This is a genomic window from Kitasatospora sp. NPDC002227 (assembly GCF_040296285.1).
GTDB lineage: Bacteria > Actinomycetota > Actinomycetes > Streptomycetales > Streptomycetaceae > Kitasatospora.
In genome coordinates, this window is sequence record NZ_JBEOWY010000069.1 from 1 (window position 1) to 19,853 (window position 19,853).

The 19,853-nt window shown below is 74.0% G+C and carries 19 protein-coding genes and 1 riboswitch; of the genes, 8 read left to right on the plus strand and 11 right to left on the minus strand.

The window, feature by feature from the left end; genetic code table 11:
* A partial coding sequence (locus ABT095_RS35540; protein ID WP_350533733.1) for a Fic family protein occupies positions 1 to 1,068 on the plus strand: 1,068 nt, incomplete at its 5' end.
* A gap of 113 nt (positions 1,069 to 1,181) precedes the next feature.
* Here ABT095_RS35540 and ABT095_RS35545 read toward each other — a convergent pair.
* Positions 1,182 to 2,081 (minus strand): MBL fold metallo-hydrolase, encoded by a 900-nt coding sequence (locus ABT095_RS35545; protein ID WP_350533734.1) that lies wholly within the window; start codon positions 2,079 to 2,081, stop codon positions 1,182 to 1,184.
* A gap of 100 nt (positions 2,082 to 2,181) precedes the next feature.
* Here ABT095_RS35545 and ABT095_RS35550 point away from each other — a divergent pair, with 100 nt between their 5' ends.
* Both ABT095_RS35550 and ABT095_RS35555 read left to right on the plus strand, forming a co-directional pair.
* On the plus strand, positions 2,182 to 3,105 hold the full coding sequence (locus ABT095_RS35550) for an AraC family transcriptional regulator (RefSeq protein WP_350533735.1): 924 nt from the start codon (positions 2,182 to 2,184) through the stop codon (positions 3,103 to 3,105).
* An 11-nt stretch (positions 3,106 to 3,116) separates the two neighbouring features.
* Positions 3,117 to 4,529, plus strand: a complete 1,413-nt coding sequence (locus ABT095_RS35555) for a phytoene desaturase family protein (protein WP_350533736.1) — start codon at positions 3,117 to 3,119, stop codon at positions 4,527 to 4,529.
* 198 nt (positions 4,530 to 4,727) lie between these two features.
* Here the strand turns inward: ABT095_RS35555 and ABT095_RS35560 are convergent, their stop codons facing one another.
* The 3 genes from ABT095_RS35560 to metF all read right to left on the minus strand — a co-directional run bounded on the left by ABT095_RS35560 (position 4,728) and on the right by metF (position 6,827).
* Positions 4,728 to 5,036, minus strand: coding sequence for a tetratricopeptide repeat protein (locus ABT095_RS35560; RefSeq protein ID WP_350533737.1), 309 nt, complete (start codon positions 5,034 to 5,036; stop codon positions 4,728 to 4,730).
* Positions 5,037 to 5,104: 68 nt separating this feature from the next.
* Entirely contained in the window at positions 5,105 to 5,809 is a 705-nt protein-coding gene (locus ABT095_RS35565; protein WP_350533738.1) for a hypothetical protein, read from the minus strand.
* Positions 5,810 to 5,912: 103 nt separating this feature from the next.
* Positions 5,913 to 6,827, minus strand: a complete 915-nt coding sequence (gene metF, locus ABT095_RS35570) for a methylenetetrahydrofolate reductase [NAD(P)H] (protein WP_350533739.1) — start codon at positions 6,825 to 6,827, stop codon at positions 5,913 to 5,915.
* Positions 6,828 to 6,991: 164 nt separating this feature from the next.
* Between metF and ABT095_RS35575 the strand changes: the two genes are divergently transcribed.
* The 3 genes from ABT095_RS35575 (at position 6,992) to ABT095_RS35585 (ending at position 12,515) form a co-directional block, all read left to right on the plus strand.
* On the plus strand, positions 6,992 to 8,098 hold the full coding sequence (locus tag ABT095_RS35575; RefSeq protein ID WP_350533740.1) for a polyprenyl synthetase family protein: 1,107 nt from the start codon (positions 6,992 to 6,994) through the stop codon (positions 8,096 to 8,098).
* Positions 8,099 to 8,295: 197 nt separating this feature from the next.
* Positions 8,296 to 9,240: an NAD-dependent epimerase/dehydratase family protein gene (locus ABT095_RS35580; RefSeq protein ID WP_350533741.1), complete on the plus strand. Its 945-nt coding sequence runs from the start codon at positions 8,296 to 8,298 to the stop codon at positions 9,238 to 9,240.
* Complete coding sequence (locus ABT095_RS35585; protein ID WP_350533742.1) at positions 9,210 to 12,515, plus strand: aminotransferase class I/II-fold pyridoxal phosphate-dependent enzyme; 3,306 nt, start codon at positions 9,210 to 9,212, stop codon at positions 12,513 to 12,515. Before ABT095_RS35580 ends, ABT095_RS35585 begins: the two co-directional genes overlap by 31 nt.
* Positions 12,516 to 12,608: 93 nt before the next feature.
* Here ABT095_RS35585 and ABT095_RS35590 read toward each other — a convergent pair whose 3' ends face one another.
* The 7 genes from ABT095_RS35590 to ABT095_RS35620 all read right to left on the minus strand — a co-directional run bounded on the left by ABT095_RS35590 (position 12,609) and on the right by ABT095_RS35620 (position 18,299).
* Positions 12,609 to 13,160, minus strand: a complete 552-nt coding sequence (locus ABT095_RS35590; RefSeq protein ID WP_350533743.1) for a toxin — start codon at positions 13,158 to 13,160, stop codon at positions 12,609 to 12,611.
* A 13-nt stretch (positions 13,161 to 13,173) separates the two neighbouring features.
* The gene (locus ABT095_RS35595; RefSeq protein WP_502885126.1) at positions 13,174 to 13,650 is read right to left on the minus strand and encodes a helix-turn-helix domain-containing protein; all 477 of its coding nucleotides are present in this window, start codon (positions 13,648 to 13,650) and stop codon (positions 13,174 to 13,176) included.
* A gap of 342 nt (positions 13,651 to 13,992) precedes the next feature.
* Positions 13,993 to 15,159 carry an MAB_1171c family putative transporter gene (locus tag ABT095_RS35600; protein ID WP_350533744.1) on the minus strand — a complete coding sequence of 389 codons (1,167 nt, stop codon included), beginning with the start codon at positions 15,157 to 15,159 and terminating at the stop codon, positions 13,993 to 13,995.
* Positions 15,156 to 15,839: a TetR/AcrR family transcriptional regulator gene (locus ABT095_RS35605; RefSeq protein ID WP_350533745.1), complete on the minus strand. Its 684-nt coding sequence runs from the start codon at positions 15,837 to 15,839 to the stop codon at positions 15,156 to 15,158. Before ABT095_RS35605 ends, ABT095_RS35600 begins: the two co-directional genes overlap by 4 nt.
* 236 nt (positions 15,840 to 16,075) lie before the next feature.
* On the minus strand, positions 16,076 to 16,714 hold the full coding sequence (gene thiE, locus ABT095_RS35610; protein ID WP_350533746.1) for a thiamine phosphate synthase: 639 nt from the start codon (positions 16,712 to 16,714) through the stop codon (positions 16,076 to 16,078).
* Entirely contained in the window at positions 16,714 to 17,079 is a 366-nt protein-coding gene (locus ABT095_RS35615) for an Rv2175c family DNA-binding protein (protein WP_350533747.1), read from the minus strand. The genes thiE and ABT095_RS35615 overlap by 1 nt, the downstream gene beginning before the upstream one ends.
* A gap of 26 nt (positions 17,080 to 17,105) precedes the next feature.
* A complete protein-coding gene (locus tag ABT095_RS35620) occupies positions 17,106 to 18,299 on the minus strand; it encodes an NAD(P)/FAD-dependent oxidoreductase (protein WP_350533748.1) in 1,194 nt (397 codons plus the stop codon).
* A 77-nt stretch (positions 18,300 to 18,376) separates the two neighbouring features.
* Positions 18,377 to 18,490: riboswitch (TPP riboswitch) on the plus strand.
* Between ABT095_RS35620 and thiO the strand changes: the two genes are divergently transcribed.
* Positions 18,476 to 19,645, plus strand: a complete 1,170-nt coding sequence (gene thiO, locus ABT095_RS35625; RefSeq protein ID WP_502885128.1) for a glycine oxidase ThiO — start codon at positions 18,476 to 18,478, stop codon at positions 19,643 to 19,645. It overlaps the preceding riboswitch by 15 nt.
* Positions 19,642 to 19,851, plus strand: coding sequence for a sulfur carrier protein ThiS (gene thiS / locus ABT095_RS35630; RefSeq protein ID WP_350533750.1), 210 nt, complete (start codon positions 19,642 to 19,644; stop codon positions 19,849 to 19,851). The genes thiO and thiS overlap by 4 nt, the downstream gene beginning before the upstream one ends.
* Positions 19,852 to 19,853: the final 2 nt, after the last annotated feature.

The following is a 19,853-nucleotide window of genomic DNA, read 5'->3' on the forward strand; positions in this document are numbered from 1 at the left end:
AGGGCGAGCAGGGTCTGCCGGGCGGCGGCCATCGCCCCGGTCGGCGGCTGGTCGGGGAGGCTGAGCCCGGCCGGGTCGGGGGCCGCCCGCGCCCAGGCCCTCGACGCGCTGGCCGAACTGACCACCGCCGCCCGCACCCAGCTGGCCGACCCCGACCTCTTCCACCGTCCGCGCTGGCGCCCCAAGCTCCACCAGAAGCGCGTCGCCGGGATCGAACCGGCGCAGCTGGCCGAGCAGCTCGCCACCGCCGCCGAGAGCCGCACCACGGCGGGCCTGCTGGCCGTCCACTCCGTCCGCGCCGAGCTGCTCGAAAGCCCCGGCCGGCGCCCCTGCTTCACCCCCGACGCCCTCGCCCAGCTGCACGGGCTGCTGATCGCGGGAGATCCCAACATCACCGCCCCCGGCGGCTTCCGCAGCACTCCCATGACCATCACCTGGCCCGACGGGCAGCGCTTCTCAGTCGCCACCGAGGCCGGTCCGCAGCTGACCGAGCGGATGGAGCACTGGCACCACTGGGGCACCCACACCACCTCGCACCCGCTCGACGCCGCCGCGATCGCCATGGTGGCACTGGTGACCATCCACCCCTTCCCGGACGCCAACGGCCGCACCGCCCGCCTGCTCGGCCAGTGCGACCTGGTCGGTGCCGGGCTCCTCCCCGGTCTCCTCCTCGACCTCGACGCCTGGGTCGAAGCGCACCGTACCGAGCACGACACCGCCCTGATGGCCGCCGCCGACGGCGATCTCCAGAGCTGGGGCACGCTGTTCGCCCGCGCGGTGACCGAGACCGCCCGGCACCGGACCAGCACCCTCGCCACCTACGGCGAACTGCTCGGCGCCGCCGTCGCCCAGATCGCCGGCGACCCCGCCGCCACCGCCGTCCTCACCCAGCTCCGCGCCGCCCCGGCCCTCTCCGCCGACTCCCTGCAGGGCCGCATCCCGCACGACCCTCGGCCGGCCCTGGACCGCCTACGAGCAGCGGGCATCCTCACCGACCACCCCCGCCTCCCCGGCGCCCTCATCCACCCGGAGCTGCTCGAACTCCTCGACACCCCCTACACCGCCTAGGAGTGCACTGACGATCTTGAAATCGCGCCCAGCTTGCACCAGATTGCCCCGATCGATATTTTCCGGCGAACTCGGGCAAGGCGGGCGGCCGGAGAAAGATCTTCAGCAAACTCCTAGCCCACCCAGCGTCCAAGGGTGAACTCACCTCCCTCCCGACGCACTTCCACCGCCCCCGTGCCGCCGAAGTGCGCCGGGATCACCAACTCCCCCAGCTCGGCGGCCCGTCCGAGAATCCGCTGCCGGCTGGCCGCCGCGCCCGCCGGGTCGAGGCAGAGGCAGCTGCTGCACGAGGGGGCCAGGATCTGCACCGGGCTGTGCAGCAGGTCGCCGACGAACACCGCCCGGTCGCCGCCCGAGTCGAGCCGCAGCACGGCCGAGCCAGGCGTGTGGCCGGGCGCCGGCTCCAGGCTCAGGTGCTCGTCAATGCGGTGGCCGCCGTCCCACAACTCGGCCTGGCCGGAGGCGAGGACGGGCGCGATGCTGTCCTCGAAGATCAGCCGGTCATCCGCGCGCACCCCCTTCGCGTGCCCGTTCTCCGGGCCGAAGTGGTGGACGTCGGCGGCCGGCAGCAGGTACCTGGCATTGGGGAAGGTCGGCACCCACGTTCCCCCCTCGTCCCGGGTGTTCCAGCCGACATGGTCGCCGTGGATGTGCGTGTTGACCACCACGTCCACCTCCTCCGGGCGGACCCCGACCTCGGCCAGCCGCCCCAGGAAGTCCCCCTCCCGCCGGTGGAACAGCGGATTGCCGGGCCGCTCACGCCCGTTGCCCACGCCGGTGTCCACCAGGACGGTCCGTCCGCCACTTCGCAGCACCCAGGTCTGCAGGGTCACGGCGGCCAGGCCGCTCTCCGGGCTCCAGTGGTCCGGCGCCAGCCAGCCCGCGTTCTCCTGCCACAACTCGGCGGGCGCGTCCGGGACCAGCTCCCGGCCGGTGATGAACTCCCCCGCCCACTCGACGACTCGAATGATCTCGACATCTCCCAGCGCGATGCGCTGCACGCTCTCGTCCATGGGCTCAACGCTAGAGAGCACGGCTGATGCTCTCAATGCTCCAACGGATCATCCGGATACGCCAGAAGCTCACCTCTGCGGTCATGGGTACGCTGGCCCGATGGACGTGGTGAGCGACGCGATATCGGCCGTCCGGATCGGGCGGCCCTCCTCCAACCGGCTTCGGGTGAGCGGGAGTTGGTGCACCAGGCTGGCGCCGTACGAAGGCGCCGGGTTCCACGTCGTCCTCACCGGCGGCTGCCGGCTGCTGGCCGAGGACGGCACGGCGCTCACCCTCGGCGCCGGTGACGCGGTACTGCTGCCGCACGGCGCCGGGCACCTGCTCGCCGACGCCGAGGCCGGCGAGGCCGCGTTCGGGCGGGCGGTCCCGTTCGAGCACTGGCTCACCGGGAGCGCACCCCGGCCGGAGCGGACCGGCGCCCGCGAGGTGGAGCTGCTGTGCGGCAAGTACCGGCTCGACCGGCAGCGGGTGCACCCGCTGATGGCGGAGCTGCCGCAGGTGGTCCACCTCCCCGCCCGGGTCGGCAGCCGGCCCGAACTCAGCGCCGCGATCGACCTGTTGGGCCGGGAGCTGGACGGGCAGCGGCCGGGGGCCTGCATCGCCCTGCCGAGCCTGCTCGACCTGCTGCTCGTCTACATGGTCCGCTCCTGGCTGGCCGCGACCACCAGCGGCGCCTGGCCGGGCGTCCTGAACGACCCGGTGACGGCCGCCGCGCTGCGGGCCCTGCACTCCGAACCGGCCGCCCCCTGGAGCAACGACCGCCTGGCCGCCGAGGTCGGCGTCTCCCGCTCCACCCTCGCCCGCCGCTTCACCGCCCTGGTCGGCCGCCCGCCCATGGGCTACCTCACCTGGTGGCGCCTCACCTTCGCCGCCACCCTCCTGCGCGACACCCAGGACTCGCTCGCCACCATCGCCCGCCAGGTCGGCTACGGCACCCCGTACGCCTTCTCCCACGCCTTCGACCGCGAATTCGGCACCACCCCGGGCCGGTACCGGGCCGGCAACCAGGGAGGTCAGGACTAGGATCGTGCCCCATGGCAAGGATCGTCATCATCGGCGCGGGAGTGAGCGGCCTGGCCGCGGCCTCGCGGCTGGCCACCGTCGGGCACCGGGTGACGGTCTGCGAGGCGAGCGGCACCTACGGCGGCCAGCTCGGCCGCTACGAGCGGGGCGGCTTCGCCTTCGACACCGGGCCGAACCTGCTGACGCTGCCCGCCGTCTACCGCGACCTCGCGCTCAAGACCGGCAAGGAGCCGCTGGAGCAGCTGGTCACCATGGGCCCGGTCGAGCCGGAGAGCCGGCACCTCTTCCCCGACGGCACCGACCTGGTGCTGCCGAACGCCTCCCGGGGCGGGGTCGCCCAGGCGCTGGACGCCGCCTTCGGCCCGGGCCACGGCGAGCGGTGGAACGAGGTCTCCAACCGGGCCCGCACCGTTTGGGAGGCCACCCGCCGCCCGCTGCTCGAGGAGCCGCTGCCCACCGACCCGCGGCCGCTGCGGACCGACCCCTACCCGGCCGCCCCCCGCAAGGGGCTGGCCCGCCTGGGCCGCCCCACCCGCACCCTGGCCGACCTCGCCGCCCGCGAACTCGGCGACCACCCCGGCCTGACCGCCCTGCTGCACGAGCACGCCCTGCGCTTCGGGCTCGACCCCCGGACCGCCCCCGCCGGCGCCGCCGTGCTGGCGTACATGGAGCAGTCGTTCGGCGTCTGGTACGTGCAGGGCGGGCTCCGGGCGCTGGCCGAGGCGGTGTACCGGCGGTGCGAGGCGCGGCGGGTGGAGTTCCGCTTCTCCGCCCCCGTGACCGAGGTCCTGGTCGACGGCGGCCGGGCGGCGGGTGTCCTCGCCGGGGGCGAGCGGGTCGAGGCCGACCTGGTGCTCTCCGCGATCGACCACCACGAGCTGTACGGCCGGGGCATCGCCCCCGGCCCCGCCCCCCTCGCCCCCGCGCGGCCGTTCGCGCGGTTCAGCTGCCTGCTCGCGCTCCGGGGCGCCCGCCCGGCGGGCACCCCCTTCCGTACGGTGGTGCACGCCCGCTCGGCCGCCGCCGAGCTCGCCGCCCTGGCCGACGGCTCCCTGCCCCCGCAGCCGACCGTCCAGGTCCACCGCCCGGACGACCCCGCCCTGGTGCCGGACGCCGACCACGAGGCCGTCACCCTCTCGGTGACCGTCCCGGCCGGTGCCACCCCCACCGAGGCCTACGCCGGCCAGCTCCTCGACCACCTCGCCACCGCCGGCCTCGACCTGCGCGACCGCATCCTCTGGCGCCACCTGCTCCCCGCCACCCCCCTCGCCCCGCCCTCCCTGGCGGCCACCACCCTCGCCCCGGCCAACACCACCCCCCTCCCCGGCCTCCACCTCATCGGCGCCACCGCCCACCCCGGCGGCGGCCTGGCCCGGGCCGGCATGTCGGCCTCGATCACGGCCACCGCCATCGGCCCGGCATAGCCCTTCCCGCAGGGGTTCAGTCGCAACACCCAGGGGCGCGAGGAACTGCGCGAGTACGGAAGGCAACGGCCTGCGGCCTTCCGCTTCGCGCCAGTCCCCGCGCCCCTGGGCGTTGCAACTGGATCTTCGCGGCAGCCGGCAGGTCCGCTTCTTCCGGCCTCGCGCGGTTCCCCGCGCCCCTGGGGCGCTGCCCGGTCGTCAGGCAACACCCATCGCGGCAGCGAGCTTCCGGAAGCGAGCCCCTTCGGCAGCTTCGCCGCGACGCTCCAGCGTCCGGCCGAGCACCTCGTACGCCCAGCCGTTCCCCGGGTCCAGCTCGATCAGGCGGCGGAAGACGTCTTCGGCCCGGCCCAGCTGCGCGCTGTGGAAGTACGACCGCCCCAGCAGCTCGACGGCCGCACGGTGCCCGGGCTCCGCCTCGACGATCGGGGCCAGGATGGCCGCTGCTCCGGCGTAGTCCTTCGAGTCGAAGAACAGGTTGGCGCGCTGGTACTCCTCGTAGCTCACGGGGTCTCCTCCTGACACTGGCGTGTACAGACCCCAGAACCACCCGCCGAGCGGGTCTGTTCCCCGGCTCAGCCCTGGTACGGCTGCTGCTGGTACTCCCAGCCCTGCTGCTGCGGCACCTGCTGCTGCCACTGCTGCTGTTGCTGCCCGTACGGGTCCTGGTACTCGTAGCCGTACCCCGGCGCCGGCTGCTGCTGGTAGCCGTCGTAGACCACCGGCTGCTGCTGCCACTGCTGCTGCCCGTACGGGTCCACCTGGTACTGGTACTCGGGCTGGACGTACTGCTGCTGCTCCTGCGGGTAGTACTCCGCGGCGGGCGCGTAGACGCTCTGCTCCGCCGAGAGCTCCTGCATCTGCTCGTACTCGTAGCCGATTGCCGCCGGCGCCTCCGCCTCCACCGGGCCGACCTCGCCGACCGGTTCGGACGCGGCCACGGCGGCGGCCGCCACGGCGCCGCCGGTGGCGGCGCTGAGCAGCGGGACTCGCGCGAGCGGGCCGGGCAGGGAGCCGTCGGGGCGGCGCAGCGACCAGCCGACCGGGCGGCCCTGCTTGACGGCGAGGGTGACGAAGACCTGGCCGACGGCGAAGGCGGCGGCCCCGGCCCCGATCACGGGGACGGAGGAGAGGGACATCCCGGCGACCACTGTGAGGAACCCCACCAGGGCGAGCGCCCGCCAGTGCACCGGGGCCCGGTGCTGGAAGAGCAGCTCGGCCACCAGCCAGACCGCGACCACGGCGAGCGCGGCGTAGAGCAGCAGGTACCCGGCACTCATTCCGATGCCTCCAGTCGCACACGAGCCCCCGCCGCGCAGGAGCCCGCGCGTGCGGCGACTGTACAGGCTGCGGACCGCCCAGCCCAGTTCCCTGCCGACCGGCTCAGCGCTGGTGCAGGCCGAGGTTCTGGTAGATCTCCAGGGTCGCGGTCGAGTGGTTGAGGGTGATGAAGTGCAGACCGGGCGCGCCCTCGGCGAGCAGCTGCTCGCCCATCGCGGTGGCGTGCTCGATGCCCGCCGCGCGCAGCGCCGGGGCGTCGTCGGCCACCGCGCGCAGTCGCGCCTCGAGGGCGGGCGGGAACGGCGAGCCGCTGAGCTCGGGGAACCGCTCCAGCTGGCGGGCGTTGGTGACCGGCATGATCTCCGGGATGATCGGCACGTCACAGCCGGCCGCCGCGACGCGGTCGCGCAGCCGGAGGTAGTCCTCGACCTCGAAGAACATCTGGGTGATCGCGTAGTCCGCGCCCGCCCGGCACTTGGCGACGAAGTGCTTGATGTCCTCGTCCCAGTTCTCCGAGCGCGGGTGCATCTGCGGGAAGGCGGCCACGCCGACGCAGAAGTCCCCGATGGAGCGGATGAGTTCGACCAGCTCGTAGGCGTACGTGACGCCCTCGGGGTGGCGGACCCACTCGCCGGCCGGGTCACCGGGCGGGTCCCCCCGGACGGCCAGCACGTTGCGGACGCCCTGGTCCGCGTACTGGCCGATGATGTTGCGCAGTTCGGCGATGGAGTGGTCGACGGCGGTCAGGTGGGCGACCGGCGTCAGGGTGGTCTCGGTGGCGATCCGGCCGACCAGGTTGACGGTGCGGCCGCGCGAGGAGCCGCCGGCGCCGTACGTCATGCAGACGAAGTTCGGGTCGAGCGCCTCGACCCGGCGGATCGCTTCCCACAATCTGGACTCGGCTACGTCGCTGCGCGGGGGCATGAACTCGAAGGAGAACGAACGGTTCCCGGCCGCGAGGAGTTCGCGCACCGTCAGTGCGCGGTCGGTCCTGGTCGTGGGAATCCCGAGTGCCATGCTGGCAGGTTAGCGGGATCGGCGAACGGCCCGGCAATCCTCGTCCACTCTGTGAGACGGAACGTCACCTGCACCGGTCACCCCTCGGGACAGGGGTTGACGCGAGGGGCGTCCGGCCCCCGTTACGCTGGCTTGTCACCCCAGCAGCGATCCGGAGCCTCCTCGTGCCCTCGCCCACCACCCAGACCGCCAGCCCCATCGACGTGGAGGCCGTCCGCGAGCGGGTCAACGCCGCGCTCGCGGAGTTCATGGACGGGCAGAGCACCCTGCTCGACAAGATCTCCCCGCAGCTGGCGCCCGCCACCACCGCGCTGCGCGAGTTCCTGCTCGACGGCGGCAAGCGGCTGCGGCCGGCCTTCTGCTACTGGGGCTGGCGCGGCGCCGGCGGCGCGGCCGACGCCCCCGGCATCGCGGAGGCGGCCGCCGCGCTCGAACTGCTGCAGGCCAGCGCCCTGGTGCACGACGACCTGATGGACCGCAGCGACACCCGGCGCGGCCTGCCCTCGGTGCACCGCCGCTTCGAGGGCCTGCACCGCGAGCACGGCTGGCGCGGAGACCGCGAGCAGTACGGCGCCTCGGCGGCGCTGCTGCTCGGCGACCTGCTGCTGATCTGGTGCGACGAGCTGTTCGGGCGCTGCGGGCTGCCGGCCGAGCGGGTGCGGGCGGCCAAGCCGGCCTTCGACCTGATGCGGACGGAGGTCATGGTCGGGCAGTACCTGGACGTCCTGGAGCCCGTCGCGGGGGACTCGGCGGACGAAGGTGCGGTCGACCGGGCGCAGGTCGTGCTCCACTACAAGTCGGCGAAGTACACCATCGAGCGGCCGCTGCAGGTCGGCGCACTCCTGGCCGGCGCCTCGCCGGAGCTGGTGGCGGCCTACTCGGACTTCGGGCTGCCGCTCGGCGAGGCCTTCCAGCTGCGGGACGACCTGCTCGGGGTCTTCGGCGACCCGGCCGTCACCGGCAAGCCCGCCGGGGACGACCTGCGCGAGGGCAAGCGGACCCTGCTGATCGCGCACGCGATGCGGGGCCTGGCCCCCGCCGACGCCCGGCACCTCGACTCCCGTCTCGGCGCAGCGGATCTCGACCCGTCGGAGATCCCGGGCCTGCGCGAGCTAGTCGCCCGCAGCGGCGCGGCCGACGCCGTCGAGCAGCGGATAGCGGAGCTCATGCGGCAGGCCCTGACGGCCCTGGACACCGCCCCCCTCGCCGACGGCCCGGCCCGCGCGGTCCTCCTCTCCCTCGCCGAGGCGGCCACGGCCCGCAAGCACTGAGCTTCCTCTTCGGACACAGGGGCGAGTTGCACTGTCCAGGGGCGCGGGGAACTGCTCGAAGCGGGAGGCCGCAGGCCGGTGCCTTCCGCACTCGCGCAGTTCCCCGCGCCCCTGTGGTGCTGGCCCAGCGAAGGTGCTGGCCCGGCCGGGGTGTGGACCTGACGAGGTCTCAACCAATGCCGCGCTAGGGTGCCCCCGTGAGCCTTCATGTCGTCATAGGATTCGGGCCCGCCGGGGCCGCCACTGCCCGTCTGCTGGCCGAGCAGGGCCGTTCGGTGCGGGTCGTCACCAAGTCCGGCCGGGCCTCGGAGCCCGGCATCGAGCATGTCGCCCTCGATGCGACCGACCCCGCCCGGCTGACCGAGGCCGTCAAGGGCGCCGCCGCGATCCACGCCTGCGCCGCTCCCCCCTACCACCGCTGGGCCGCCGACTGGCCGCCGCTGGCCGCGGCGGTTCTCCGGGCCGCCGAGGCGAGCGGAGCCCCCCTCGTCCTGCTCGGCAACCTCTACGGCTACGGCCCGACCGCCCAGGGTCCCCTCACCGAGGACCTGCCACTGGCCGCGACCGGCCCCAAGGGCCGGGTCCGCGCCGCCACTTGGCAGCAGGCGAAGACGCTCCACGGCCAGGGCCGCATCCGCGCCGTCGAGCTCCGGGCCTCCGACTTCTTCGGCCCGGGAGTCACCGCCGGCGGCCACCTCGCCGACCGGGTGGTCCCCAAGGTGCTGCAGGGCAAGGCCGTCTCCGTCCTCGGCGACCCGACGGCGCCGCACAGCTGGAGCTACCTGCCCGACGTGGCCCGCGCGATGGTCGAGCTGGCCGAGACCGACAGTGCCTGGGGCCGCGCCTGGCACCTGCCGACCGCCCCCGCCCGCTCCGCGGCCGAGATGGTCGGCCTGCTGTGCCGGGAGGCCGGCACCGGACCGGTCGCGGTCAAGGGCCTGCCGCCGGCGGTGCTCACCCTCGCCGGCCTGTTCTCCCCGCTCCTGCGGGCGCTCAAGGAGATCAGCTACCAGTTCGACCGCCCGTTCGTGCTGGACTCCAGTGCCTACGAGCAGGCCCTGACCGTCCGGGCCACCCCGGTCGAGGAGCAGGTGGCGGCCACCGTCGCCTGGTGGCGCGATCGATCGGGCACCGGGGCGTGACCGCCGCGACCCGTGCCGGCCGTGCTGACATCGCGGTCGTGGGCATGGCCTGCCGTTTCCCGGGCGCGCGGGACCTCAACCAGTACTGGCGCCTGCTGACCGACCCGGCGCCGCAGTTCGCCGCCGTGCCGGACTCCCGCTGGCGCGCCGCCGCCTTCCGCAGCGACAACTTCCGTGACGCGGCGGCCGGTTACACCGACACCATGGCCCTGCTGCCCGAGGTGGGCCACTTCGACGCGGCGCACTACGGCATCCCGCCCCGCCGGGCCAGGTCGATGGACCCGCAGCACCGGCTGCTGATCGACCTGGCCCGGGAGGCGATCCAGGACGCGGGCTGGGAGGCGGGCGGCTTCGACCGCGAGGAGACCTCTGTGATCGCCTCGCTCACCGACAGCGGCTACCGCGACATCAGCGCGATGCAGATCAGGGTCCGCCAGCTGGCCGGCGGCGAGTTCGGGGCCCGCGGCGACAGCGCGCGCCTGCTCGAGAGCGCCCGCGCGGTGGACGGCCTGCACGGCACCTCGGTGGCCGGCCTGCTGCTCAACATGGGCCCCAGCACGATCAGTTCGGTCTTCGACCTGCACGGCGAGAGCTACGCGCTGGACGCGGCCTGCTCCGGCGGACTGCTGGCGGTGGCCAACGCCGTGTACGCGCTGCGGGCCGGCCGCAGCCGGATCGCCATCGCGGGCGGCGCCCAACTGGTGCTCACGCCCGACCTGTTGGTGGGCCTGTGCCGGATCGGCGCGATCTCCCGCAGCGGCCGCTGCCTGCCGTTCGGCGCGGCGGCGGACGGCTTCGTGCTCGGCGAGGGCGCCGGAGTGCTCGTCCTGCGGCCCCTCGAGGACGCGCTGGCGGCCGGTGACCGGGTCTACGCCGTGATCCGGGGCGTGGGCACCGCCAACGACGGCACCGTGCAGGGCGGCCTGCACCCGCAGGCGGCAGGGCAGTTGCGCGCGCTGCGCCGGGCCTACCGGGACGCGGGGCTCGAGCCCGGTGCGGTCGGCTACCTGGAGGCGCACGGCACCGGCACCACGGTCGGCGACCCGGTGGAGATCGGCGTGCTGGCCGAACTCCGTGGCGAACACGCCCCGCCCGCCCACCTCGGCGCGGTCAAGGCCGTGGTGGGGCACTCGCTGAACGCCGCCGGGCTGGCCGGGCTGATCAAGACCGTACTGGCCGTGCACCGGGGCGTGATCCCGCCGCAGCCCGCGTTCGAGCTGGCCGACCACAGCCGCCTGGACGCCGCCGCCCTCACCATCGCCACCGGGCCGACCGCCTGGCCCGACGCCGGGCAGCGGCGCCGGGCCGGGGTGAGCGCCTTCGGCTTCGGCGGCACCGGGGTCCACCTGGTGCTCGAGCAGGCCCCCGCCGTACCGGCGCCCGCCCACGCCCCCGGGCCGCACCGGCTGGTGCTGCACGCCCGGGACACCGCCGGACTCGCGCGGCATGCCCGGGAGTTGGCCCGCGCCCTGGCCGAGGACCGGCCACCGCTGGCCGCCGTGGCGAGCACCCTCGCCCAGCGGGCCCCGCTCACCGAGCGGCTCACCCTGCGGGCCGCCGACCTCACCGAGGCCGTCGCCCGGCTCACCGAGGCCGCCGAGGGCCGCCCCGCGGCCGACCACGGCCCGGCGGCGGACACCCCCCGCACGCCCCCCTGCACCCTCCCGCCCAGCCCGCTCGCCCCGCGCCACCACTGGGTGGTGGACACCACCGCCCGGGACGTCACCGAGCAGGCCGTACCGCTGCGCAAGGCCGAGGCGGCCCCCGCCGCCCCGGGCACGGGCGGCACTTCGGCGGCGGCCGTGGTGCTCGAGGAGGTCTCCCGGACGGGGGTGTTCCCGCTCTCCGAACTCGCGCCGCAGCAGAGCCTGGTGGCCGACCTCGGCTTCGACTCCCTGATGGTGCAGGAGCTGGCGGCCAACCTCGGCAGGCGAATACCCGGCTTCCAGCCCGAGCACCTCTACGCACCCGGCCGCACCATCGGCGAGCTGATCACCCTGGCCGCACCGTACTCCGGCGAGCAGGCCGTCCCGTACACACCGTCCTTCCCGCGCCAACGGGACGCCGCATGGGCTGCGGCCGCCCCGGCGGACGACTTCCCGGAGATCCGGGAGTTCGAGGAGCGGCTCGGCGCGATCAAGGCGAGCGGGGCGCGGTTCCCGTACTTCCGGGTGCACGAAGGCACCATCCGCGACACCACGGTGATCGACGGGCGGCCGTACCTCTCCTTCGGCAGCTACAACTACCTGGGCCTGTCCGGCCATCCGGCCGTCGGCCGGGCCGTGCACGAGGCGGTGGACCGCTACGGCACCTCCGTCTCCGCGAGCCGGGTGCTCTCCGGGGAGCGGGAGCTCACCGTCCGGCTCGAGCGGGCGCTGGCGGAGTTCCTCGGGGTGCCGGACTGCCTGGCGCTGGTGAGCGGGCACGCCACCAACGTGACGGCGATCGGCCACCTGCTCGGCCCGGGTGACCTGGTGCTGCACGACGCGCTCGCGCACGACAGCATCCTGCAGGGCTGCACCCTCTCCGGGGCGGCCCGGCGCCCGTTCGTCCACAACGACACCGGGCAGCTGGAGCACCTGCTGCGGGCCAACCGGCACCGGTTCCGCCGGGTGCCGATCGCGGTCGAGGGCGCGTACAGCATGGACGGGGACTTGGTGGACCTGCCGGCCGTGATCGAGCTCAAGAAGCGGTACGGCGCGCTGCTGATGGTCGACGAGGCGCACAGCATCGGCACGGTCGGGGCGGGCGGCCGGGGCGTCGGCGAGTTCTTCGGCGTCGACCGGGCGGACGTGGACCTCTGGATGGGCACCCTCTCCAAGGCCTTCGCCAGCTGCGGCGGCTACCTCGGCGGCTCGGCCCGGCTGGTGCGCTGGCTGCGGCACACCCTGCCCGGCTTCGTCTACAGCGTGGGCCTCACCCCGGCCAACGCCGCCGCCGCGCTGGCCGCCACCGAGCTGATCACACCCGAGCGGGTCGGCGCCCTGCACCGCAACGCCGAGCTCTTCCTCGGCCTGGCCACCGCCGCCGGGCTGGCCACCGGCACCAGCGCGCACACCCCGATCGTCCCCTGCCTGCTGGGCGACTCGGCCCGCACCCTGCTGGTCGCCGACCGCCTCTACGCGCGTGGCTTGATCGCCGACCCGATCTTCCACCCCGCCGTCGAGGAGGGTCTGTCCCGGCTGCGCTTCTTCGTCACCGCCGACCACCGCGAGACCGACATCCGCCGCGCGGTCGCCCTCCTCGCCGAGGAGGTGGCCCAGGCCCTGGTCTAGCCCCCGAGGGCCTGTCCGGCCGATCTTGTCGGATCAGCGCGCGACGTCGGGGCCCGGTTGTGCGTGCGCCCGGCAAGATCGGCCGGACAGGCCCTAGATCAGGGTGCGCTCGATCAGGCTGCGCCGGCCGTCCTCGCCGGGCCCGGCGGCCTGCGGCCCGTCGGGCTGCGGGCCGCCGACCCGCTGGGAGAGCAGGTAGGCGATGATCTCGGCCTCCTGCTCCTGGACGTCGTCGTAGGTGGCGCGCAGCAGCATGTCGCGCACCAGGTCGGGGTCGAGGTTGGGGAAGAGCAGCCGGGCACTGGCCTCGTCCAGCCCGCCCGCGCCCCGGTGGCAGCAGATGATGTGGCCCAGCTCGTGCAAGATGATGTGCTCCTGGTGCGCGCTGGTGGTGTTGGCGTCATAGAAGATCAGGTCCTCGTCGCGCGCGGCGACCCACATGCCGCACGGGTGCGAGGCAGGCATCGGCATCGGGATGAGCGTGATGGGGCGGCCCCGGATCTCGCCGAGGTAGCCGCAGAGTTCGACCACGTCCGAGACCTGGGGCAGGCCGAGCCCGGCGATCAGCCGCGCGCCGTCCTTGCGGAGCCGCTTGAGGCCCTTGCGGCGCCCCTGGTCCCCCGAGCCCTTCCTCGCGCCGATCACCGAGCCGTGCTCCTCACTCCGCCCCCGAGGAGTCGCTGACCGGCGGCAGGCCCTGCAACTGCCGGTACTGGTCCATGATGGCCGTGATGGCCTGCAGGTTCTCCTTCTTCATCCCGGCCGCCCGCATCGCCACCGCGCGGACCCCGGCCTGCCGCAGCGCCTCGATCGCCGCGACCTCGCTCAGCACCGACTCGGCGACCTGGTCGTCGAAGAAGTACGCCACCGAGACGCCGAAGAAGCGGGCCAGTGCGGCCAGCAAGTCCGGTGAGGGGTTGGAGCGTTTGCCCGTCCGCAGCTGCGACAGGTAGACCCCGCCGACCTTGAGCTCAGGGTTGGCCCGCTTGAGCTCCTCCGCCACCTCGGCGTTGGTCCAGTGCCGCCCCTTGGGCCGGACCGTTCTGAAGAGCTTGTCCAACCGCACGCCGAGCACGGCCCGTTCGTCGGCCTCCTGCCCAGGCCCCTGCTCGTCGACTGCGTGGTCGTCGGCCACTGCGGATCTCCCCCCGTCACCCCCTCGACAACTTAGCCCTTGGCTAATCGTCAGTTTCGCAGATTAGCTGTCAGTTGACAATCAGCCCGGACTCCGCCAACGTAGGTCCTCGCCGATAGCTGCCAGCTAACTTCGTTTACGGGGGTAGCCGAGTTGGCTTGCCGTGTCGGCCTGGCTCCACTGTCGGGGGACGGACGGAGCCGGGGGCCGGGCGGGGTACGCACACACCCGCCCGGCTCAACAGAAAAAACGGGGAACCCAAGAACGGGTAAACCCACGGGGGGCACCGGGGGAAAAGAGGGGCCCGCCCGGTCTGACGGGGGTGCAGACCGGGCGGGAGTCTCAACTCGCGCTGCTCATCCTACGGTAGGCGGAGGCCACTTGGGTGAGCCAGGCCACTTCTGCCGTGAAGTTGTCCGTGTCGCGGTCCTCGAAATCGCCCTCGTCCTTGCTCGCCACCGGTACGGTTCCGGTGCGCTTCGCGTGCAGAGCCCGGCGCAGCTGTGCCGCTTCGGTGAACGCCTGTCCGGCCTCCTCGACCGCCGGCCCGACCTGCTCGATCGCCGGCGCACCGGCCTGGACCGGCACCCGCTCGATGTACGGCCGCAGTTCGCGCCAGCCGTCCCGGATCTCCACCACCCGCCGGTGCAGACGGTAGTCCAGGTCGGAGACCGCCGCACCCGGCGGCTCCAGCGCGATGTCCGGCGAGGCCTCGTACAGGTCCCGCCAGAGCGGGTACAGCGCCCGGTAGGCGCGGTAGTTGCGGGCCCACTCCAGCAGCCTGGTGGCCGGCGGCCCCCAGGAGGAGATGGTCAGGCTGAGCGACAGCGTCACGATGCCCACCGCACTGAAGACGTTCGAGGCCAGCTGCCAGAGCCCGATGTCCAACCCGGCGGCGGCGGTCAGGATGTTGACCGTCCGCGCCGAGCAGTAGAGGAACAGGATGGCGGCCGTCACCGAGAGCATCCGCAGCGCCTGGCGCAGCGACTCCTTGTCGGCCATCCGCAGGTACGCCCCGCACTGCCGGAAGATCGTCACGCACGGCACGGCCTGCGAGACGATGAACACCAACAGGTAGAGCAGCACCAGCGGTTGGCCGCTGCCGGTGTTGAAGTCGGTGGCCGCCCGGCCCGGGCCGTCCACCAGGAAGAACAGCGCGACCAGCAGCACGTTGACCGCCACCCCGGCGATCAGCCAGCTGCGGCCGCGGCGCGCCGCCTCCTCCGGCGCCAATGCCCAGCGCAGCAGGATGACCTGCGCACTGACGCAGAAGGCCACGGCGGCCACGTGCATCAACAGGATCGCCAGGTTCCCCACCCCGAGGAACGCGCCGCCCCCCATGGCGACGGCCCCCATCGTGAAGGTGAGGCACTGCAGCAACAGCGTGACCAACAGCGCCCGGTAGGCACCGTCCCGCCAGCTGCGGCGCACCTGCGTGAGCCGGTAGACCAGCGCGGCGTACGAGGAGAGCGCCGCTATGACGAAGCAGAGGGTTCTGGTGGTGTTCACAGCTCGTTCTCGTTGAAGGGCACTTCAAGTCCCACGCCCTCGGCCGCCACCGCGATGGCGAAGTCGAAGTACGCGGACTCGTCCCGCACGCTGTCGTGGGTGCGGCTGAAGACCTGGAAGACCAGCAGGCCGACGAGGCTGCTCCAGAGCACGATGCCGCGCTCGATCAGGTCGGCGTAGGGAGCCTCGGGCACGCCACCGAAGAGCTGGACGGCCTCCGGCAGGAGCAGGCTCTGCCCGGTCAACGGGCGCTTCGGCGGGGTGAGTTCGCCGGCCTCCAGGGCCGATCGGACGATCCCGGCCAGCACCGCGGGGGTCCGCGAGGCGGGTGGCACGGTGTCCATCGGGGCGTGGTAGCCGGGCACCGGCGAGCCGTACACCAGCGTGAACTCACCGGGGTTCTCGAACGACCAGGCCCGCAGCGCCCGGGTCACCGCCAGCAGTCTGGCCCCCGCGCCCGCCCCGGCCTCCCGGGCGGCCCGGTCGGCCTCCTCCATCGCCTCGCCCGAGGCGTTGTAAGCATCGATCAGCAGAGCGGTCAGCAGTTCGTCCCTGGTCGGGAAGACCGCCTCCACCTCAGCTTCCGTGAGGCCCGCCTCGCTCGCGACGGCCTCCAGTGACAGGTTCCCGGCGCCCAGCTTCACCAGCAGTTGACGCGCTGTCGCCTTCATGACATCCATGCGGCACACCGTAGCCGGTCGGTCACACAGCACAACACCCAGGGGCAGCAGCTGCGTTACCCAGGGGCGCGGGGAACGGCGCGGCCAGCCGCGCACGGCCTTCGGCCTGCCTCGGAGAGCCAGTCGCACGATCCAGGGGCGCGGGGAACTGCGCGAAGCGGTAGGCCGCAGGCCGGTTCCTTCCGCACTCGCGCAGTTCCCCGCGCCCCTGGGTGTTGTGACTGGCCCTCGGCTGATCAGCGCAGCTTCGCGGCCAGGGCCGCCGCCGCAGCAGCCGGGTCTGCCGCCGCCGTGATGGCCCGGACGACCACGATGCGGGTCGCACCCGCGGCCAGCACCTCGTCCACGTTCCCCAGGTCGATCCCCCCGATCGCGAACCACGGCCGGTCCGTCACGGCGGCCGCCGCGTAGCGGACCAGGTCGAGCCCGGGAGCGTGCCGCCCCGGCTTGGTCGGGGTGGGCCAGACCGGGCCGGTGCAGAAGTAGTCGACGCCCGGTTCGGCGATCGCCGCGTCCACCTCGGACTCGGCATGGCAGGACCGCCCGATCACGACACCGTCACCCAGGATCGCCCGGGCCGCCGGCACCGGCAGGTCGTCCTGCCCGAGGTGCAGCACCTGCGGCCTGGCCGCGTGCGCCACGTCCGCCCGGTCGTTCACCGAGAACAGCTTCCCGTGCCGATCGGCCACCTCGGCCAGCACCGCCAGGTACTCGAGCTCCTGCCGGGCCTCGAGCCCCTTGTCCCGCAGCTGGATGATGTCCACCCCGCCCGCGTACGCCGCGTCCACGAACGAAGCGAAATCGCCCCGCTCGCGCCGCGCGTCCGTGCACAGGTAGAGCCGGGCGTCGGCCAACGCGCCCCGGGCGTCCGTCATCAGATCAGCTCCGCCTGGGCCCGGCGCTTCACCTCGGTGCCCCGGTTCTCCCGCAGCGCCTGGATCGGGCTGCCCGGCAGCGACTCGTCCTCGGTGAACAGCCACTCGATGATCTCCTGATCGGAGAAGTGGCAGTCCCGCAGCACCGTCAGCGTGCCGACCAGGTGCTTCACCGGCCCGGTCTCGTCGATGAACGCGGCCGGCACCTGCAGGGTGTTCCGCTCCCCACGCTTCACCGCGATCAGCTGGCCCGACCGCACCATGTCGCGCACGTCGAGGATGGAGACGCCCCACTGCTCCGAGATGTCCGGCAGGTGCAGCCACGCCGGGACAAGGGCTTCAATCTTCGCTTCGATCTCACTCACACCACACAGCCTCCCACAACGCGGCCTCAGCGAACGCTCGCCTTGAGCTGCACCGCCGGATCCGCGGCCAGCGCCGGGTCCAGCTCCGCACCCGCGGCGATCAGCTTGCGCCCCTGGTTGAGGTCGCGCGGGCGGTCCACCGTGAACAGCGCGACCAGCCGCCCCTGCCGCAGCCAGAGCACCGCCCAGGCCGCGTCGTCCTCCCCGCCGCGCCGCACCACCTGGTCGGCCTCCGCGTGCCGCCCGGCGTACTGCACCATCCGCCCGAACTGCTCGGACCAGAAGTACGGCACCGGGTCGTACGGCTCGCCCGCCCCGAGCACCGAGGCGGCCACCGCCCGGCCGGACTGCAGCGCGTGGTCCCAGTGCTGCACGGTGATCCGCTGCCCGGCCCGGGCCGAGGGGTAGGAGACGCAGTCACCCGCCGCCCAGACTCCCGGCAGGCAGGTCCGCAGCTGCTCGTCCACCACCACCGCGCCGCGCGCGTCCAGCTCGACCCCGCTGCCGGCGAGCCAGCCGGTGGCCGGGCGGGCGCCGATGCCGACCACCACCTCGTCGGCCTCCACCCGGGTGCCGTCGCCGAGCACCAGCACGCCCGGCTCGACGGCGGCCACCGCCGCGCCGCAGCGCAGTTCGATCCCCGCCTCGGCGTACCACTCGGCCATCCGCAGCCCGAGCTCGGTGGGCAGCGCCCCGGCCAGCGGCACCGGGGCCGCCTCCACCACCGTCACCTCGCAGCCCAGCTGCCGGGCCACCGTCGCCGTCTCGGCGCCGATCCAGCCCGCGCCGACCAGCGCGATCCGCGCCCCGGGCACCAGGTGCGGGCGCAGCTTCAGCGCGTCCTCCACCGTGCGCAGCACGTGGTGGCCGTCGGCCCCCGGCAGCGGCACGGCCACCGAGCCGGTGGCCAGCACCAGGGCGTCGTACGGGAGGTCGCCGGCGTCGGTGTGCAGGGTGCCGGGGGTGAGCCCGGTGGCCCGGCGGCCGGCGAGCAGCTCGACGCCGAGCTGTTCCCAGTCGAGGTCCAGCGTGGTGGTGTCCCGCTTGCCGAGGAGCACGTCCTTGGAGAGCGGCGGCCGGTCGTAGGGGGCGTGCGGCTCCTCGCCGACCAGGGAGATCCGCCCCCGCCAGCCCCCCTGCCGGAGCAGCAGCGCGCACTGCGCCCCCGCCAGCCCGGCCCCGACGATTACCACGCGATCCGCTTCAGTCAGCTCAGCCACGCCAGCACCCTACCGAGGCCCGTCCACCCCTCGTACGCCTCTTCGGGAGGAATGCCGCGCGGAGTTAAGGTGGGTGCGTTCCTCATCACGGGAGCCCGGGCGTACCGGGCTGAGAGGCGGGCTGGTACGGCCTGCGACCGTCCGAACCTGATCCGGGTCATACCGGCGAAGGGAGAATCCAGACCTTGGCACGCACTCAGGACGTCCTGGTCGTCGGCGGCGGCATCATCGGCCTCGGCGTCGCCTGGCGCACCGCCCAGCGCGGCCTGTCCGTGACGGTGCTCGACCCCGCCCCCGGCGGCGGCGCGGCGCGGGTCGCGGCGGGCATGCTGGCCCCCGTCACCGAGCTCCAGTACGGCGAGGAGCCGCTGCTGCGCCTGGGCATGGCCTCCAACGAGCGGTACGCGGCCTTCGCCGCCGAGCTCCGGGAGGCGACCGGCCTCGACACCGGCTACCGCGCCACCGGCACCCTCGCCGTGGCGCTGGACGCCGACGACCGCGAGGAGCTGCGCGAGCTCCACGCGTTCCACCAGCGCCTGGGCCTCGACTCGAGCTGGCTCACCGGCCGCGAGTGCCGCAAGCTCGAGCCGATGCTCGCCCCGGGCGTGCGCGGCGGCCTGCACGTCGCCGACGACCACCAGGTCGACCCGCGCCGCCTGGCCGAGGCCCTGCTCGCCGCCTGCGCGGCGGCGGGCGTGCGCTTCGAGCGTGCCGAGGCGGCCGGCCTGCTGACGACGGACGGCCGGGCCACCGGCGTCCGGCTGGCCGACGGCACCGAGCTGACGGCCGGGCAGCTGGTCCTCGCCGCCGGGCCGCGCAGCCACCTGCTGCCCGGACTGCCCGCCGGGGTGCTGCCGCCGGTGCGCCCGGTGAAGGGCCAGGTGCTGCGGCTGCGCGTCCCGCCCGCGTACGCGCCGTTCCTCTCCCGCAACGTCCGGGCCGTGGTGCGGGGGCAGCACATCTACCTGGTGCCGCGCGCCGACGGCGAGTTGGTGATCGGGGCGACCAGCGAGGAGCAGGGCTTCGACACCACCGTCACGGCCGGCGGGGTGTACGAGCTGCTGCGCGACGCGCACGAGCTGGTGCCCGGCCTGACCGAGCTGCCGCTGGTGGAGACCGGCGCCGGGCTTCGCCCGGGCTCGCCGGACAACGCCCCGCTGCTCGGCCCCACCGCCCTGCCCGGCCTGACGGCCGCCACCGGGCACTACCGCAACGGCGTGCTGCTGACGCCGGTCACGGCCGACCTGATCGCCGAACAGCTCGCCACCGGCCGCACGCCGGAGCTCGCCCTGCCCTTCTCCCCCGACCGCTTCAGCTCCGCCGAGCGCCCCGAGGACACCCGATGAACACCATCTCCCTGACAGTCAACGGCGAGCCCCGCGAGGTGGCCGCCCCGGCCTCCCTCGCCGAGGTGGTCGCCGCCCTCAGCAAGTCGCCGACCGGGGTCGCGGCGGCGCTCAACGAGACCGTGGTGCCGCGCGCCTCCTGGGCCGCCACCGCGCTCAGCGCGGGCGACCGGGTCGAGATCCTCACCGCCGTCCAGGGAGGCTGACC